The 15,890-nt window shown below is 60.1% G+C and carries 17 protein-coding genes; 12 read left to right on the forward strand and 5 right to left on the reverse strand.

The window, feature by feature from the left end:
• Window positions 1–191 (forward strand): hypothetical protein (locus V7D69_RS09590; protein ID WP_333605666.1); only part of this gene is annotated, 191 nt, incomplete at its 5' end.
• 95 nt (window positions 192–286) lie between these two features.
• On the opposite strand, the gene V7D69_RS09595 is transcribed toward V7D69_RS09590, so the two are convergent.
• The 3 genes from V7D69_RS09595 to V7D69_RS09605 form a co-directional block, all read right to left on the reverse strand.
• Complete coding sequence (locus V7D69_RS09595; RefSeq protein ID WP_333605667.1) at window positions 287–1,249, reverse strand: PDR/VanB family oxidoreductase; 963 nt, start codon at window positions 1,247–1,249, stop codon at window positions 287–289.
• Window positions 1,250–1,306: 57 nt separating this feature from the next.
• On the reverse strand, window positions 1,307–1,597 hold the full coding sequence (locus tag V7D69_RS09600) for an antibiotic biosynthesis monooxygenase family protein (protein WP_333605668.1): 291 nt from the start codon (window positions 1,595–1,597) through the stop codon (window positions 1,307–1,309).
• Between the two features lie 167 nt (window positions 1,598–1,764).
• Window positions 1,765–2,796 (reverse strand): LLM class flavin-dependent oxidoreductase, encoded by a 1,032-nt coding sequence (locus V7D69_RS09605; RefSeq protein ID WP_333605669.1) that lies wholly within the window; start codon window positions 2,794–2,796, stop codon window positions 1,765–1,767.
• Between the two features lie 141 nt (window positions 2,797–2,937).
• Between V7D69_RS09605 and V7D69_RS09610 the strand changes: the two genes are divergently transcribed.
• The 3 genes from V7D69_RS09610 to V7D69_RS09620 are packed head-to-tail and all read left to right on the forward strand — an operon-like array spanning window position 2,938 to window position 5,138.
• Window positions 2,938–3,753 (forward strand): SDR family oxidoreductase, encoded by an 816-nt coding sequence (locus V7D69_RS09610; protein WP_333605670.1) that lies wholly within the window; start codon window positions 2,938–2,940, stop codon window positions 3,751–3,753.
• Between the two features lie 15 nt (window positions 3,754–3,768).
• The gene (locus V7D69_RS09615) at window positions 3,769–4,722 is read left to right on the forward strand and encodes an NAD-dependent epimerase/dehydratase family protein (protein ID WP_333605671.1); all 954 of its coding nucleotides are present in this window, start codon (window positions 3,769–3,771) and stop codon (window positions 4,720–4,722) included.
• Between the two features lie 32 nt (window positions 4,723–4,754).
• Window positions 4,755–5,138: an ester cyclase gene (locus V7D69_RS09620; RefSeq protein WP_333605672.1), complete on the forward strand. Its 384-nt coding sequence runs from the start codon at window positions 4,755–4,757 to the stop codon at window positions 5,136–5,138.
• Between the two features lie 37 nt (window positions 5,139–5,175).
• On the opposite strand, the gene V7D69_RS09625 is transcribed toward V7D69_RS09620, so the two are convergent.
• Together V7D69_RS09625 and V7D69_RS09630 are read right to left on the reverse strand one after the other, a co-directional pair.
• Window positions 5,176–6,033 carry an SDR family NAD(P)-dependent oxidoreductase gene (locus V7D69_RS09625; protein ID WP_333605673.1) on the reverse strand — a complete coding sequence of 286 codons (858 nt, stop codon included), beginning with the start codon at window positions 6,031–6,033 and terminating at the stop codon, window positions 5,176–5,178.
• Window positions 6,034–6,135: 102 nt separating this feature from the next.
• Window positions 6,136–7,446, reverse strand: a complete 1,311-nt coding sequence (locus tag V7D69_RS09630) for a Rieske 2Fe-2S domain-containing protein (RefSeq protein WP_333605674.1) — start codon at window positions 7,444–7,446, stop codon at window positions 6,136–6,138.
• Between the two features lie 94 nt (window positions 7,447–7,540).
• On the opposite strand from V7D69_RS09630, the gene V7D69_RS09635 reads away from it, so the two are divergent.
• From V7D69_RS09635 to V7D69_RS09670, 8 genes are all read left to right on the forward strand, one after another.
• Window positions 7,541–7,717, forward strand: a complete 177-nt coding sequence (locus V7D69_RS09635) for a hypothetical protein (protein ID WP_333605675.1) — start codon at window positions 7,541–7,543, stop codon at window positions 7,715–7,717.
• Window positions 7,718–7,756: 39 nt separating this feature from the next.
• Window positions 7,757–8,986 (forward strand): CaiB/BaiF CoA transferase family protein, encoded by a 1,230-nt coding sequence (locus V7D69_RS09640; RefSeq protein ID WP_333605676.1) that lies wholly within the window; start codon window positions 7,757–7,759, stop codon window positions 8,984–8,986.
• Window positions 8,987–9,114: 128 nt separating this feature from the next.
• Window positions 9,115–10,170 carry an LLM class flavin-dependent oxidoreductase gene (locus V7D69_RS09645; protein WP_333605677.1) on the forward strand — a complete coding sequence of 352 codons (1,056 nt, stop codon included), beginning with the start codon at window positions 9,115–9,117 and terminating at the stop codon, window positions 10,168–10,170.
• A gap of 246 nt (window positions 10,171–10,416) precedes the next feature.
• Window positions 10,417–12,687 carry an acyl-CoA dehydrogenase gene (locus tag V7D69_RS09650; protein WP_333605678.1) on the forward strand — a complete coding sequence of 757 codons (2,271 nt, stop codon included), beginning with the start codon at window positions 10,417–10,419 and terminating at the stop codon, window positions 12,685–12,687.
• A gap of 48 nt (window positions 12,688–12,735) precedes the next feature.
• Window positions 12,736–13,593, forward strand: a complete 858-nt coding sequence (locus V7D69_RS09655; protein ID WP_333605679.1) for a crotonase/enoyl-CoA hydratase family protein — start codon at window positions 12,736–12,738, stop codon at window positions 13,591–13,593.
• Window positions 13,580–14,752, forward strand: coding sequence for a thiolase family protein (locus V7D69_RS09660; RefSeq protein ID WP_333605680.1), 1,173 nt, complete (start codon window positions 13,580–13,582; stop codon window positions 14,750–14,752). Before V7D69_RS09655 ends, V7D69_RS09660 begins: the two co-directional genes overlap by 14 nt.
• A gap of 8 nt (window positions 14,753–14,760) precedes the next feature.
• Window positions 14,761–15,192 carry a Zn-ribbon domain-containing OB-fold protein gene (locus tag V7D69_RS09665; RefSeq protein ID WP_333605681.1) on the forward strand — a complete coding sequence of 144 codons (432 nt, stop codon included), beginning with the start codon at window positions 14,761–14,763 and terminating at the stop codon, window positions 15,190–15,192.
• A gap of 81 nt (window positions 15,193–15,273) precedes the next feature.
• Window positions 15,274–15,735 carry a MarR family winged helix-turn-helix transcriptional regulator gene (locus tag V7D69_RS09670; protein ID WP_333605682.1) on the forward strand — a complete coding sequence of 154 codons (462 nt, stop codon included), beginning with the start codon at window positions 15,274–15,276 and terminating at the stop codon, window positions 15,733–15,735.
• Window positions 15,736–15,890 lie beyond the last annotated feature (155 nt).

The raw sequence follows: 15,890 nt of genomic DNA on the forward strand, positions 1-15,890 counted from the left end.
CGTCGCAATCCTGCGGCCTGGCAGCGGGCCCGTTCCTGGGCGCCTTCGCCGGGGGGGAGCAGCATGTCCTGACGCTGATCGTCATCGTCAGCGTCCTCTTCCTCTGTGCGGCCCTGATCTCGCTGCTGCTGTTCATTCAGGCTCGCGGCCTGCCCATCGAGGCCGAAGCCGTATCTGCGCATATGGTCTGAATTTTCAGCCGGCCAAACGTGAGCCTCCGTTCGCGTTGTGGACGCAATTTTACGGAAACTTGTAGGCCGTAACCGGAATATGCATTGGCTGCGGGTTACAGATCGAGCACCAGTCGCGCCGACTTGGCGCCGGAGCAGCAGACCATCATGGTCCTGTTCGCCAGCTTTTCCGCGTCGGTCAGCACCATGTCGCGATGGTCCGCTGTTCCTTCGATCACCCGGGTTTCGCAAGCGCCGCAGATGCCTTCCTCACAGGAATATGACATCTCGACGCCATGGTCGACCAAGGCTTGCAGGATCGTCTGGCCCGGCTGGACCGTGATTTCGGTGCCGGATTGATGAAGGACGACCACAAAGCCGCCTTCCGTCGCGCTCTCCACGTCCGAACTGAAATATTCGTAATGCACATGGTCGCTTGCGAGGCTCGCCTGTTGCGCGCTCGAACGGAAGGCGTCCAACATGGGGGTCGGGCCGCAGCAATAGACATGAACGTCATCCGGCAAGGCGCCGATCGTGCCCGGCAGATCGAACAGGCCATCGATGTCGTCGCAATGAGACACGAACTCGCCCGTTCCATCAGCCGTCAATTGTCTGATTTCATCCGCAAGCGCGGCGCGTTCGCGATTGCGCACGCAATAATAGAGGCGCCATGATTTGCCGAGCTGGTTGAGGCGCGTGATCATGGGAATGAACGGCGTCACACCGATCCCGCCCGCGAAAAATACCGAAAATCCAGCGTCTTCCGCCAATTTGAAATTGTTGCGGGGCTTGCTGATCTCGATGATCTGGCCGACGCGCAGCATGTCGTGCATATAGGCGGAGCCGCCGCGGCTGTTGGCGTCCCGCGCGACCGTCAGGCGATATCCGTGGCGCTGCTCCGATCCATTGGACAGGGAGTAGCTGCGCATCATGCCATTGGGGAGATGAACGTCGACATGGCTGCCCGGATCGATGCGATCGGGCAGGATGGTGTCCATCGGCCGCAATGTAAATGACAGAATGTCCTCGGCGGCGAGTTCGATGGCAACAATTTTTGCAGGGAAAAGCGGTTCAGTCATCCTCAAATAACAACCTTATATCCTCGAAACGAAAAATAGAATCGCCTTGCATCGTTACTATAGCGGCAGGCTTTCCAATGTGCTCGTCAGCGGTGAATCTGCGACATTGGTCATGATCGATTGAAAGATCGCCTTGGGGATCTTCGTCGCACTTTCGCCATGATCGTCCTTGGACGTCCATTGCTCGATAAATAGAAACTCATTCTCTTTGTCCGAGTCGGCGAACAGTTCGGCGCCCTTGAAACCCTCGATCCGTTCGAGGGTCTTCGCCAAGTCCTTGAGGGCGGTCAGAAGATCGTCGACTTTTCCATCCGCGGCTTTCAGGCGGTAGTGGCGAGCGAAGGTCATGATCCAATATCCAGTGGTCGGGAAATTATGACAAATATAGAAACCGGCAGTCCAAAGGATGATCCGATGTCGCCGGTACAAAGGCCGAAGATTTCCGACTCGTTCCGCCACACTTCATGGCGAAACGAGTCGTCGCGGCTTCCGTATCTGTGTGCGTGACGTTCAAATCAAGCGCGCACGCGAACCTTTTCCGTTTCGGTAAAGGCCGGAATGATTTCGTCGCGGAAGATGTCGATCGTCCGCAATCCCCATTCAAGCGAAAGGTCGGCCATCATCGGAGCGAAGACGAAGTAATTGATATCGACCTGATCGGCCATGGCGGCAATCTGTTCACGCACGGTCGCGGGGCTGCCGGCAGCTGCCCAGCCTTCGCTTACGGCCTGGGCGATATTGTCGGGCGGTATGACCGGCGAGGCAATCGTATAGCCAGCTTCGTTCGCGAGTTTCAGGAGATTGGCGCGATGGTAACGCAGCGCTGCCTCTCCACGCTGAAGCGCTTCCTCGTCGGTGTCGGCGACATAGACATATCGCGTGATGCCGATCTTGGGCTGCGTGCCGTGCGGACCGGGCTGGAAATTGTCCCGGAACAGCTTTGCTGCTTCCGCGCAACTTTCCAGCGGTCCATTGAGGATCGTGTGGAATCCTTGCTGCGCGGCCCAGATGAGTTGCGCGCCGCCGCCGGCGCTCGGATACCAGATCGGAGGATAGGGTTTTTGCAGCGGGCGGCTGTCGATCGGGGCTTCGATCATGCCCTTCGGCCCCTGTCGCGACATCTGCCCATCCACGAGCCCCTGCATCAACAGGGGATACAGATCTTCGAAGCGCTGTTTGGCGGTCGCGGGATCAAAGCCGAAAAAGCCCAGCTCGATGGGATTGGCGCCGCGGCCGATCCCCAGTTCCACCCGACCGTCGGACAGATGGTCGAGCATGCACACTTCCTGTGCCAGCCTGTAGGGATCATATAGCGGCAGAAGATAGACGAGCGCCCCGAGCCGAAGGGTCTTGGTCTTCTGCGCAAGAGCCGCCAGGAAAAGATTGGGCGACGGCACAAGGGATAGAGACGTGCCGTGATGTTCGGCCAGATGATAGGCGTAGAACCCAGCCTCTTCCGCCCGCTGTGCAAGAGCGAACCGCTCCTGATAGGTCTCCGCGGGGGGACGGCCGGAGCGCTCGCAATGATCGAAAATACCGAATTGCACGAGAGTCTCCTCTTCCGATTATCGCGCTCAATGGCTTGGCGCGGGGTTTTGCATGTCTTGGAAATTAGGACCATACAAAGAATCTTGACATTGTCAAGCTTTCTCGTCACGGCTGGAGGCGTCTAATCAAGGGAGAGATCGGTGTCAGCGTCAGTCCGCCTCATCACGGGTTGCAGTTCGGGTTTTGGAGAGGCGATCGCGCTGGCCTTTGCTGCCCGGGGCGACACAGTTATCGCGAGCATGCGTGATCCTAAGGCCGCTTCTGAGGAAATGAAGAAGAACGCCAATATTGACCTCGTCCCGCTCGACGTCACCGATGCCGCTTCACGTCGATCTGCGCTGGACTATGTTCTGCGCAGCCGGGGGCGAATCGATACGCTGGTCAACAATGCGGGAATTGTCGCTATGGCCGCTATCGAAGACACGCCTGACGAACTGTCGCGGCGGATTTTTGAAACCAATTATTTCGGTCCCCTGGCGTTGATGCAGGCCGTGCTGCCGATAATGCGCGGCCAGGGCGGCGGCAGGATCATCAATGTGACGGCGATCGGTGCGATCATATCCACGCCGCTGCTTGGCATCTACTGTGCGTCCAAACATGCGCTGGACTGCGTATCTGCTGTGGTGGATATTGAAGGACGGCCATTTGGCGTGCGGGCTCCCTCCATTTTGCCCGGCCAATTCAGGACGGCCATCATGGGCAAGGCCCCGGTGGTCATGACCGAACCCTATCAGGGGATTTCCGAAGTGCTCCAGGCGGTCCGGAAGGAGCGGGCGGCCGATGTGCTTGACGATGTCGCTTCGGTGGCCGACGCAACACTTGCCGCCGCAACCGATGCCGAGCCGAAGGCCCGCTATCTGGTCGGGGTGGGGCAGCTGACGGAGGCGGTCGCACCGGCATTGGCCGAACTGGAAACGCTGCATGATTTCTCGGCGCGACGTTGTGGTGTCGAATAGGACAGGAGTAGTGCGTTGACGATACTTGTTACAGGAGGCCTCGGCTTCATCGGCTCGCATGTCGTTCGCGAGTTCCTGGATCATGGGGAAGATGTCGTTGCGACCCGGTTCGGCGGGGAGCAGATCGCGCCGTTTCTCGAAGCGTCTCTTGGCCGTGGCCTGACGGTCGAGCCGCTCGACGTGGCAAGTCCGCACGCCGTCATCGACGTCTGCAGGCGGCATGGGATCGAAAGCATCGTCCATCTGGCCGGACCGCCGATCGGAGCGATTTCGCCTATCGAGGAATATCGCATCAACATGGCGGGCTTGCTGAATATCATGGAGGCCGCGCGGATCACGGGCGCGCGCAGGGTATCCATCGCCAGTTCGATTGCCATCTACATGGGGCTTGAAGGGCCGCTTGTCGAAGATATGCCCGTCCGTCTCCGGCCATCTCACCCGATCGAGGCTTTCAAAAAGGCGGAAGAACTTCTTGGCCAATATCTGGCCGGGGCGGGTCAAACCGACCTGATCAGCCTGCGCCTCGGAAGCATCTATGGGCCGCTATACCGGACCTTGCGCCACTGGCCTGCCCAATTGGTGCATGCTGCGGTGAGCAAACGGACGGCGCCTCTCGACCTTCCCGGCCTGCCGCGATTTTACGGTGAAGATCATGCCACTGACCTTTGCTTCGTGACGGACTGCGCGCGCGCTGTGCGGCTGATCCACAACTCGTCACGCCTGAAGCATAAAAGCTATAATGTAGGCGGCGGCCAGGATGTGACCAATCGACGGTTCGCCGAGGCGGCGGCCGCCATTTTCCCGGGCTTCGAGGCGCGGATGGAAGAGGGAACGGGACCGCATAACTGGCCAAACGCCATTCTGGACATAAGCCGGGCGCGCCAGGATGCCGACTATGAGCCGCTCTGCACGATCGAGCAGGCGCTGGAAAGCTACGCTACCTGGTTAAGGGCTGGCAATCCCTACTGAATAACCTGCCCAGCCGCGCGAAGAGGTGCATCATGTCCGACCTTGAATCCATCTATCGTCGATATCTTGCTCAATGCAATGAGCGAAAGTTCGACGAGCTCGGCGAATTTATGCACGATCAGTTGCAACTGAACGGCAAGGCAATATCGCGGGCTGGCTTTGCCGATCGCTTGCACTCGCTCATCGATGCGGTTCCGGATTTTCGATGGGACCTGATCGACCTGGTATCGAGCGGATGCAAGCTGGCCGTGCGCAACCGAACATCGGGCACGCCCCGGACGCAATGGCAGGGGGTCGAACCGAACGGGAATTCGGTGGCCGTGACGGAACTGGTGTTCTATACCTACAGGGACGGCAAGATCGCGGAAATCTGGGTTCTGTTCGATCTTGCCGCGATCCGTGCGCAACTTTCGTAACCCGGCCGTGGCCGACGCCGTGACTGGGCCTGGTTGTTCAAATAACGGAATTTTGGGAGCTCAAATATTTCCGCGTAGCGTCGAAGGCCGCTTCGATCTTCCGGTGGCGCTCCTCCAGCCAGCTCTGCGTGTCGAGATGGGTGAAGATATAGAGTTCGTTGTCCAGGATCGCCTGGATGACTCGCTCGCCAACGGCTTCGGGCGCAAGGCCGGACTGCTTGAACATGTCGGCGAACAGTTCTGACTGGCTGCCGGTTGTCGGCCCGCCGAAGCGGCTGGGTCGATTGCGGTCGGAAGTCAGAATATTCGTCGACACTGCCGCCGGGGCAAGCACCGACACGCCGATATTCTCATCCTCCAGGTCCAGCCGCAGCCCTTCGGAAAGGGCCGTGACGGCATATTTTGTCGCGGCATACAGCCCCTGATGCCAGTTAGGATTCTTGCGCACCTGGAAGCCCCCGATCGAGCTGGTATTGACCACATGGCCGCCCTGGCCGCCAGCGATGATGAGAGGGACGAACGCCTTGATGCCGTTCAGCACGCCGAAGAGGTTGACATTGACGCTCCAGTCGATCGCCTCGTCGGGCGTCTCATGGAGCGGTTTGACATTATAGGCGACACCCGCGTTATTGATGAGGATATCGAGGCGGCCGAATTTTTCCTGTACCACACGCGCGGTGGCGTACATCGCCTCACGATTGGCGACATCGACCACCATGGGCAGAAAACTCGCCCCGGTGAACGACAGTTCGGCCACCGCGGAATCCAGCGCCGCCTGCTCAATGTCGAGCATCACGACAGACACGCCACGTTCCGCGAGTGACCGGGTTATGCCAAAGCCGATGCCCGAGGCCGAGCCCGTGACGAGGGCCACCTTATTCTCAAAATCCTTCATCGAAATGCCTCCGCGCAGATCCTCAAATACCGCCTGGTGTGCCCAGCGCCTACCAGCGCTCGGCACACTCCTCCCAGGAGAGCCCAGTGGGCGCCTGAGGATCTACGCCTCGATCTGTTCGCGTCGCACAAATTCCGGAGGCAAGGTGACTTCGGCCCAATTCTGACCAGTCTCTACCGCTCCTTCGCCGACACATATCTTCGCATAATCAACCGGTGCACGCACGCCGATGGGCTTTCGGCCTCCCTGAACATCGCGGGCCATATCCATCAGAATGCGGCGAATGCGAACGACGACCTGATCAGCCGGGATCAGGTTTTCCTGGGTGCGATCATAGATCGATCCCATCGACTCCGCGACGATGACGTCCTCCGGAATGAACGGCGGCATGCCCGTGAAACGGCCGTTGCGCATGCCTTCCCGGTCCTGATACCAATTATTGTCGCGGCTGGCCTTGTCGGGACTGTCAAACGTCTCCGGCGAAAAGCCAAGCCGGTCGAGTGTCTCGGCATCGATGCTCATGAACCGCATCGCTGCGAGCGGTTCTTCCGGCGTCGTCCAGGCGCTGTCATAGTTGCCGATATAGCCAATGGTCCGATGGGAATCGATCGGCGTGAAGAAGGCGAACGTCCCCTGATCGGGATAGGCTCCGTTGGTGATCACTGTGGAAGGCGCGGCGAAGACGGAGGTCTTGCAGGTTTCATAGGTGCCGCCGTCAGGCCGGGTGACCGTGCGGAAAGCCGCCGAAAACTGCCCGAATTCCGTCGAATAGGTGTCGAAGCGCGGCGCCGCGTCCGCCATGATGCGCTGAAAGACGCTGTTGTCCGCGGCAGGATGCGAACGGGTCAGCGCGTCCTGATGCAGCGTCGTCAGGTGCGAGGAGTCAGCGCCTCCGTCGATCGCCTGAATATAGTTCGTGTGGTACATGACCGGCGCCACGAACATCTTTTCGGGCGCGAAATCGAGCCAGCGCCAGTTCGGGAAAGCCGGCTTCTCGTCGGCCGGCCCAAGATACACGAAGATGAGACCGCCCTTTTCCACCACGGGGAATGCCGGCTGCCGATACCGTTTCATGAAGCGGTCGTCGGTTGCATTCGGCATGTCGATGATCGTTCCATCGACGTCGAATTTCCAGCCGTGAAAAATGCAGCGGAGCCCGCCTTCTTCGATTCGGCCGAGACACAGGGAAGCGCCCCGATGGCAGCACAACTCGCGAAGGCAACCAATCCGGCCCTTGCTGTCGCGGAACAGGACATAATCCTCGCCCAGCAAGGTGCTTCGCTTGGGATCGCTGTTGGGTTCGGGGAAATCGCGGGACAGACCGGCAACGAGCCAGTAGCGCTTGAACGCCGCGTTCATGGGCGTGCCCGGCTCCACACGGCAGAGGAAGTCATTATCTTCTCGCGTCATCATCGATCACTCTCCTATCCCTTCGTGAGGGGGTCGCCTGCCGTGCGCGGCGTCCCCGACCGATCGCAGCTCGTTTCGATTTCATGGTCATGCTAGCGTGGAACTTGACAATGTCAAGCTGTTCACATTAGTCAATCATTCCATCTGGGCGATCGAGGGAGTATGGTGGCGCAAGGACGACGGCGATGTGCCGTCCTGGATGTCGGAGCGCAGAAATAAAGAGAGCCGCATCGTTATTGTCAATTCCTGCGCAAGCGACCTTCCGCTGAATTGAGGTGCCCGCACGTTCAGGGCCAGCCAAACGGAGAAATAGATGTCGATTGATCAAAGCTCTGGATATACTTCGGACAGTCCGCTCAAGGGCATAAAAGTCGTCGAGTTGACGCAATATATTGCAGGTCCGTTCGCCGGCCAGCAACTTGCCGATTACGGTGCCGATGTCATCAAGGTTGAACGTATCGGAAGCGGCGATCCTTTCCGAAGCTATGTCGGTGGAAAAGACATCCAGGATTATGGGGTCCATTACCGTTCCTATAACAAGAATAAGAAGAGCGTCGCGCTCGATCTCCAAAAGCCCGAGGCGCGGGATATTTTCCGGCGTCTCGCCGCTTCGGCCGATGTGGTCCTGGAAAATTTTCGTCCAGGCGTGATGGACCGGCTGGGGATTGGATATGAGGCGCTCAAGGAATTGAACCCGGGCCTCATTTATTGTTCGGTAGCGGGTTTCAGCGCCGATGGTCCTTACCGTGATCGGCCCGCCTTCGACACGGTTGGCCAGGCCCTGTCCGGCATCCTCTATACTTTTGTCGATCCCGACCAGCCGAAGCTCCGTGGACCTACGCTCGCCGATCAGGCGACGGGGCTGCAGGCGGCGATCGCGATCATGGCGGCTCTTTATGGCAGGAAGGTGAGCGGCAAAGGCTCCCGCGTCGATGTGACCATGGTCGATGCATCGGTTGCCTTCGTGCCGGATTTTCATTCATTCTATACAGACGGAGGGGTGGCGATGGAGCCGGATTTTCGCGCCTCCATGTCGCAGGCCTTCATCATGCGGTGCACCGATGGCATGATCTCCTTCCAGCTCGCCGGCCTGGCGCAGGCGTGGGACGGATTGTGCCGCGCAATCGAGCGACCCGATATCGCGGAAGATCCCCGTTTCGCCGAGCGGCTGACACGGGTGGAAAATTGGTCCGCATTGCTGGACGCCATGCGACCCATCTTCATTCGACATTCGCGGAGCTACTGGGAAGAGCGGCTCGGCGCCGAGGGCATCCCCTACGCCGCCGTGCTTTCGGTTCCTGAAGTGCATGAAGATCCCGAGGTCAAGCATAGCGACATCTTCGAACAGGTAGAGCATCCTCAGGTCGGCACCGTCACGATGATGCGGCGCGCGGCCCGCATAGACCGGTCACGAGGCCCCAGGCAGGCGTTGCCCGCGTTGCTCGGCGAGCACACCGAAGCCGTGCTGCGTGATGCCGGCTACAGCAGGGAGGAGGTCGAGCAATTGCGGTCGGCAGGAGCCGTCGGGTCCACTGCTCTTTAAGAGGCTGGAGCGGTGAGGTCCAAAGGGTGACGTGGACCAGCGCGACTCGACGGCCGTGTCGGCATTCGGCGCTCAAGGTCAGCCTAACCCACAAATAGAACGCGCGAGAGGGTATCAGAAAAATGGATATGGCGATTCAGATTCCGACGAAGGCGAACTCATGGGAGGTAGCTGTTCGTGCGGAGGAACTGGGCTTCTCGCATGCCTGGTTTTACGACACTCCGCTACTCAATGCGGAGCTTTTCGCGGCCATGGGCGCAGCCGCGGTCAAGACGTCCAGGATCAAGCTTTGCAGTGGCGTGATGATTCCTTCCAACCGGCTCGCCCCGGTGGCGGCAAGCGGCTTTGCCACTTTGAATGCGCTTGCGCCCGGCCGGATCGTTTTTGGCGTGTCCACCGGCTTTACCGGGCGGCGCTCCATGGGCATGAAGCCGGTCACGCTTGCCCGGATGACCAGATATATCGATACGGTCCAGGCCCTTCTTCGCGGCGAAACCACGGAATTTGAGGAAGAAGGCGGCTTGCACAAGATCCGCTTCCTCAATCCGGACTGGGGCCTGATCAACATCGAGGATCCCATTCCGCTCGCCATATCCGCTTTGGGACCCAAGGCGCGCGCGTTGACGGTGGAGAAGCGGGCGCAGTGGATCAATGTTGCAACCTATCCCGAGCGGGAAAAGGCGGAACTGGACGAAATTCGCACTCTGTGGTCGCAGGCCGGTAACGATCCTGCGGATTTTTATTCCATCGCCACGATCGGCGGTCGGGTCCTGGACGAAGGCGAATCGCCGGACAGCGTGAAAACGAGGGAGCAGGCCGGACCCGCGGCGTCCATCGTCTTCCATAATTTCGTCGAAGAGAAGGAGTTCGGCTCCATCATGGGAAGCGAGTTTCCCTTCCTGGCCGAACTCGAAGCCTATCGCGAGATATATAACAGATACGAACCCGCCGATGCCCGCTATCTCGTCAATCATCGGGGCCATTTGATGTTCGTGAGGCCCGACGAAACGCACATTACGGGCGACATCATAAAGGCGCTTACCCTGACAGGTACAAAGGCCGAACTGGTGGATCGCCTGCGTGGGCTGAAGGAGGCGGGCTATCATCAGCTGCAATTCCATGTCGTTCCCGGTCACGAAAACGAAATGATGGAACGCTGGGCCGACGTCATGGCCTCCCTTTAAGGGGGGCTTGGGCTTGCCGCTATCGGAAAGGTCGGTCCTGCTCATGACCGCTCGACCCTCGGGCCCGGATCGGCGGCGAACGGAAGCCGCTTTTCAAAACTTATAAATCATATGATTATTGACAGGCGGCGGCCAAAGGGCATAGCCTCCGAATAGATCGAAAAGTTGCCTTCCCATTCGTCGCAAGAACTCGTCGCGACCAGTGGCAACTTTGCCAAACAGATAGCGACAGCGAGGGGATATCAGGTGATTGGACTGTCTGAGGAAGAGCGTGGGCTGCTGATCGAATCCGTTCGCCGAATGCTGGAGGGCAACTGGCCGACTGAAGAAGCGGTGGCACGGTCCGGGGACCCGGAGGCGCTCCGCCATCTCATCGGCCAACTCCGCGACCTGGGTCTTGTGGAATTGGGCGGTGCGGATGGTCCCGGCCTTCGAGAGGCCACCATGCTCTTCGAGGAACTGGGGCGGAGTGCCTGTCCTGCGCCCCTGGCGAATTACTATGTCGCCAATCGGTTGATCGGCCAGGCAGATGATGCGCCCGCCCAATCCTTTCTGTCCGCGTTGCGCTCCGGCGAAAAAATACCGGCCATTGTGCTGGGTGGCTTCGACGGAGACCGCAATGCCGGCAGCCTGACGGTCGCCCATGGCAGGGTCGCCGGAACGGCGGCATTTGTGGAAGGCGCAGCCGTGGCGACCGACCTCATGATCTTGTCGAGCGAGCCTTGCGGGATTGCGGTCGTCCCAATCGATCATCCGGGCGTGCGCGTTACCGCGACGCCCAGCCTGGGCATCACCGGGCTGAGCGAAGTGGTGGTGGACGCGCCGGCGACGATGTGGCTGCCACTACCTGAAAACCTTGTCGCACAGGCGGCGCTCATCACTCGGCTTTCCAGCGCGGCTCGCGCCTTGGGAGCAGGCCAGCGGTCATTTGAACTCGCGCTGGAGCACGCGAAACAGCGCAAGCAATTTGGCCATGTGATCGGCGAATTCCAGGCGATCCAGCACAAGCTTGCCGATTGCCTCAGCAGGCTCGATGGCACCCGGCTGACGATCGCGGGCGCAGCAGAGGCTCTGGATCGGGGTGACCCGAATTGGCCCTATTTTGCCGAGGCGGCGATCGCCTATGCCGGTCCCTCGCTTCGTCAGCTCATTCTGGAGGCGCATCATGTCATGGGCGCGATCGGCTATGCCGAAGAGCATGAGTTGCCCCGCCATTTCCGCAGCATTCACGCCGATCTCATTCGATTTGGCGGCGCGGCCCGTGCGCGCGGCGCGCTGGCGGATCAGCTGCTTGCGCCCGATCGCGCGAAGCTGGGTGGGTCTTCCAACCTGCCGTCGCACGATACCGACGCCAGCGTCGCCCAATTCCGCGGCAAGATCCGCGGATGGCTCGCCGCCAATTGGACGGATGCGGACCGCGCCGCAAATCGGACCCGTCCCTTCAAGGATCGGGCCTTTCTGCCCGAGATGTCGAGGAAGATGGGGGCGGCGGGTTGGACCGGCCTTGACTGGCCAGAGGCTGTCGGCGGGCAGGCGCGCAGCCCTGGCGAGCAGCTGGCCTTCATCGAAGAAATAGAGTTCGCCGAGGTTCCCACCGATGCCCATATGGGTGGCGAGACGATCATCGGCCCCGCCATCATTCGTTATGGTTCGGAGGAACAAAAGCAGCAGTTTCTGCCGGCCTTCCTGCGCGGGGAAAGGTCTTTCGCGTTGCACTATAGCGAGCCGGAGGCCGGATCGGACCTGGCATCCCTGCGCACGACGGCAAGGAAGGATGGCGATGAATGGGTCATCTCCGGCCAGAAGCTCTGGACGACGGGCGGGGACAAGTGCGAATATGCCTTCCTGGCCGCGCGGACCGATCCTGAAGCGACGCCGAAACATGCGGGCATCAGCATCTTCCTGGTGCCGCTCGATACGCCTGGCATCACCATTCGCTCCGGCATGTTCATGTATGGCCGCACCTTCTGCGAAACCTTCTATGACGAAGTAAGATTGCCTGCCGGCGCATTGCTTGGTCCGGAAAATGGCGGGTGGAAAGTCATCACGGACGCGCTCGCCGCCGAACGCGTGATGATCGGAACGACTGTCGCGCATCTCCAGCATCTCTTTGACCGGGTCATCGATTATTTGCGGTCGCGCGGTGACGAACCGCATTCGCCGCGTCTTGATCCTGTCATCCGCGATCGAGTGGGTCTTCTTGCGTCCGAGATCGAAGTTGCCCGGCAGTTCGTGCTGCGGAATGGAAATCTCGTCCAGGCGGGCCGGGTGCCCACCCATGAAGCGGCGATGAGCAAGGTCTTCGTGGGCGAGCTGCAGGAACGGCTGGGCGAGGCTGCAATGGATATATTGGGATCTGCCGGCCTGCTTTCCGAAGAAACCCCTTCCGCACCGATCCCCGAGGCCGAGCAGGTTCTGCGCCATTCGCTGATGGGCGTGCTGGGCGGCGGGACGAGCGAGATGCAGCGCAATACCATCGCCCTGCGTGGCCTCAAACTGCCGCGTTATTCATCCTGATTTCAGGCGCCGAACCTGCCTGACACATCGAAAATGAAGGAATGCCCGATGTCTGAATCCGTCGTCACCTATGAACTTGCAGGCAAAGTCGCGAAGATCGGTCTCAACAGACCCTCGAAGCGCAATGCGCTGAGCGCTGAACTGTCAGAGCAACTGAACGAAGCCGTGGCTCGTGCGCAGAAGGAGGCGCGGGTGGGGCTCATCTTCAGCCATGGCGAACATTTCTGCGCCGGCCTGGATCTGGCCGAAGCGATGAAATGGATGAACGACCATGAACGTCATCTGGAAATGCGTATCGGCTCGGCGGCTGCCGCGCGCCCCTTCGACACGATTTCTCGCGGTAGTATCCCCTTTGTCGCCGCCATCAGCGGCGCGTGCATCGGTGGCGGTTTCGAACTGGCGTCATCCTGCCACATCCGTGTCGCCGACGATACCGCCTTCTTCGCGCTTCCCGAAGGACAGCGGGGCATCTACATCGGTGGCGGCGGTTCCGTCCGGATCGCGCGGCTGCTTGGCGTTGCCCGGATGAGCGATCTGATGCTCACCGGCCGGGTCCTGTCGCCTGAAGAGGCCGAGCGGTACAATGTCGTCCAATATCTTATGCCCAAGGGCGAGCATGTCGCGCGCGCCCTGTCGCTGGCCAACCGGATTGCCGAGAATGCCAAGCTCACCAATTGGGCGATCGTGAACGGTCTGCCCCGCATCCAGGACTATTCCTACGATGACGGCCTGTTCGTCGAGGGGTTGTTCCATCATGTCGTGGCCAGCCCCGAGTCCGCGGAAAGGCTGGACGAATTCGTGTCGGGACGGGCGCGCCGTCTGGTGGAACCGGGCAAGTCCGGCGATGCCTATCAGGCCGATGCCGGACGGGTCATGGGTGAGGGAGGGCAAGATGGCGCTGCGTGATGCTGCGATCGTCGGTTTCGCCGAGACCAAGATAGAGGCGCGGGCCGGGCGCGACGTGTGGGAGCTTGGCGCTGAAATTCTCGATGCCCTGATCGAGAAAACGGGCATCGAAAAGGGCGAGATTGACGGCATGCTCGTCAACGGCTCGATGACCGGCGCGGGTAACTGTTTCTGGTCGCAGACGACTGCAGACTATCTCGGTCTCCAGCTCGATTTTTGCCAGAGCTGCGACCTGGGCGGTTCGTCCGCATCGAGTGCGGTTGCGCGCGCGGCCGCGGCCCTCGACGCGGGGCTGTGCACGACTGTCTTCCTGCTCAACGCCGACACCGAAGCGTCGGAATCCAACCTCAACATGCGCGCCTATAATGTCGAATGGTCGATCCCGCATGGGATGATCGGGCCGCCGGCCGATTTCGGTTTGCTGAGCAGCCGGTACGATCATCTCTACGGCCTTGATGTCAACGCGCTCGCAAAGCTGGCGGTCACACAGCGCAATCACGGGCTGCTGAACGACAATGCCTGCGAGAAACTGCGCAAGCCGATCACGGTCGAAGATTATCTGAATTCCCGCATGATCGCGGAACCGGTGCGGTTGCTCGATTGCGTGATGGTCTGTGACGGCGCCAACGGGCTGCTGATGACGACCAGGAAGCGTGCGAAGGAAAAGGGCTTCGACAAATTTGTGGTGCCGCTCGGCTACGGTGAACGGACGCATCACAATATCGCCGAGAGCCTCGCCGATGTCACGGAAAGCGGGCATGCCGTGGCCGGGAAGCGTGCATTCGCGCAGGCTGGTCTGACACCCAAGGACATCGGTTCCTTTCAGCCCTATGACGATTTTCTGATCGCGATCCTGTTGCAGATGGAGATGCTCGGCTTTGCGCCGCGTGGGCAGGGGAGCGCTTTCATCAACGAGACGAATCTCGGTTTCGACGGGGACCTGCCATTGAATACGGGGGGTGGTCAGATATCCGCCGGCCAGGCCGGACTTGCCGGTGGAGGTACGAACCTGATCGAAGGGGTGCGGCAGTTGTTCGGAGAAGGCGGCGTCCGACAGGTTGCAAACCGAAGCACCGCGCTGGTCACTGGCATCGGCTATATCCCCTATGCCCGCAACTGGGGGACGAGTGTGGCCCTGATTCTTGGCGCGGATGGGTAGAGGATGATATGAGCGAGCAATTGAACGACACGCTGGATGTGGCGCGCGCGGTTCCCCGGTCCTTCCGTTTTTCCAAGCCCTTTTGGGATGGGACGCGCGACCGCAAGCTTCTACTGCAATATTGCCGGGCGACGGGCCAGTATCAATTCTATCCAAGGCCCGTGAGTCTGTTCACCGGCCGCACCGACATCGAATGGCGCGAGGTGTCGGGGCGCGGGCAGATTTTCGCTTTTACCGTCGCGCATGTGGCGCGCCCGCCCTTTGCCGGCCATACCCCCTTCCTTATCGCCACCGTGACGCTCGATGAAGGGGTGAACGTCGTGGGAGACATCATCAACTGTCCCATCGAGCAGATCGCGATCGGTATGCGTGTTCGACCGGCCTGGGCACCCTTGCCCGACGGGACCAATCTGCTCATGTTCCAGCCGGATGACGACTGAAGGAGAGCCTTTAGAGGATGCCGAGCCAATGGTGCGCAAATCGCATGCCGATCATGTCGGAAAAGAAGAGGCTGTCGACTAATGTGTGCGCTTGATCTGGAAACCGGCGCTGTGGGTGAAGAGGAAGTTGTGCTCGACGATCTCACCGGTTCGTTGGGGTTTCTGACCCGTGCGGCTTATCTCCAGATTGGGGATCTCATTCGGGCCCAGTGCACGCTTGCCGTCAGTCCGCCGACGCTGTCCACGCTGGCGCTGATACGCGCCAATCCGGGTATTCGACAGGTCCAGGCCGCGCGTATCCTGTTGGTTCGGGAATCGAATATGGCGATTCTCGTCCGCGAACTGGTTGGGAAAGGCCTGGTCGAACGTCGCAACGCCGGCGGCAAGCGCAGCGGTTTGTGGATAACCGAAGAAGGACGAAAGATTGTCGCTCAAACCGGCGAAGCGACTGCCATCAGCCGCGAATATGCTGATATTCTGTCCGATGCGGAATATCAGCAGCTCGTCTCTCTGCTGGCGCGTGCATATAGGGCGCGGCTCTGATCATTTGGGGGCAGCGTCCGCGGGAAGCCAGCCCGCTGAACCGATAATGTCGCAAGGCGACGCAGAGCGGGAAATCCCGATGAAGGCCGGTCTTGGTTATTTCCCTCCCTATGGGAAACTGCTTGACAATGTCATATTTGAGGGTGAATATTCAA

The organism is Novosphingobium sp., assembly GCF_036733805.1.
Taxonomy (GTDB): domain Bacteria; phylum Pseudomonadota; class Alphaproteobacteria; order Sphingomonadales; family Sphingomonadaceae; genus Novosphingobium.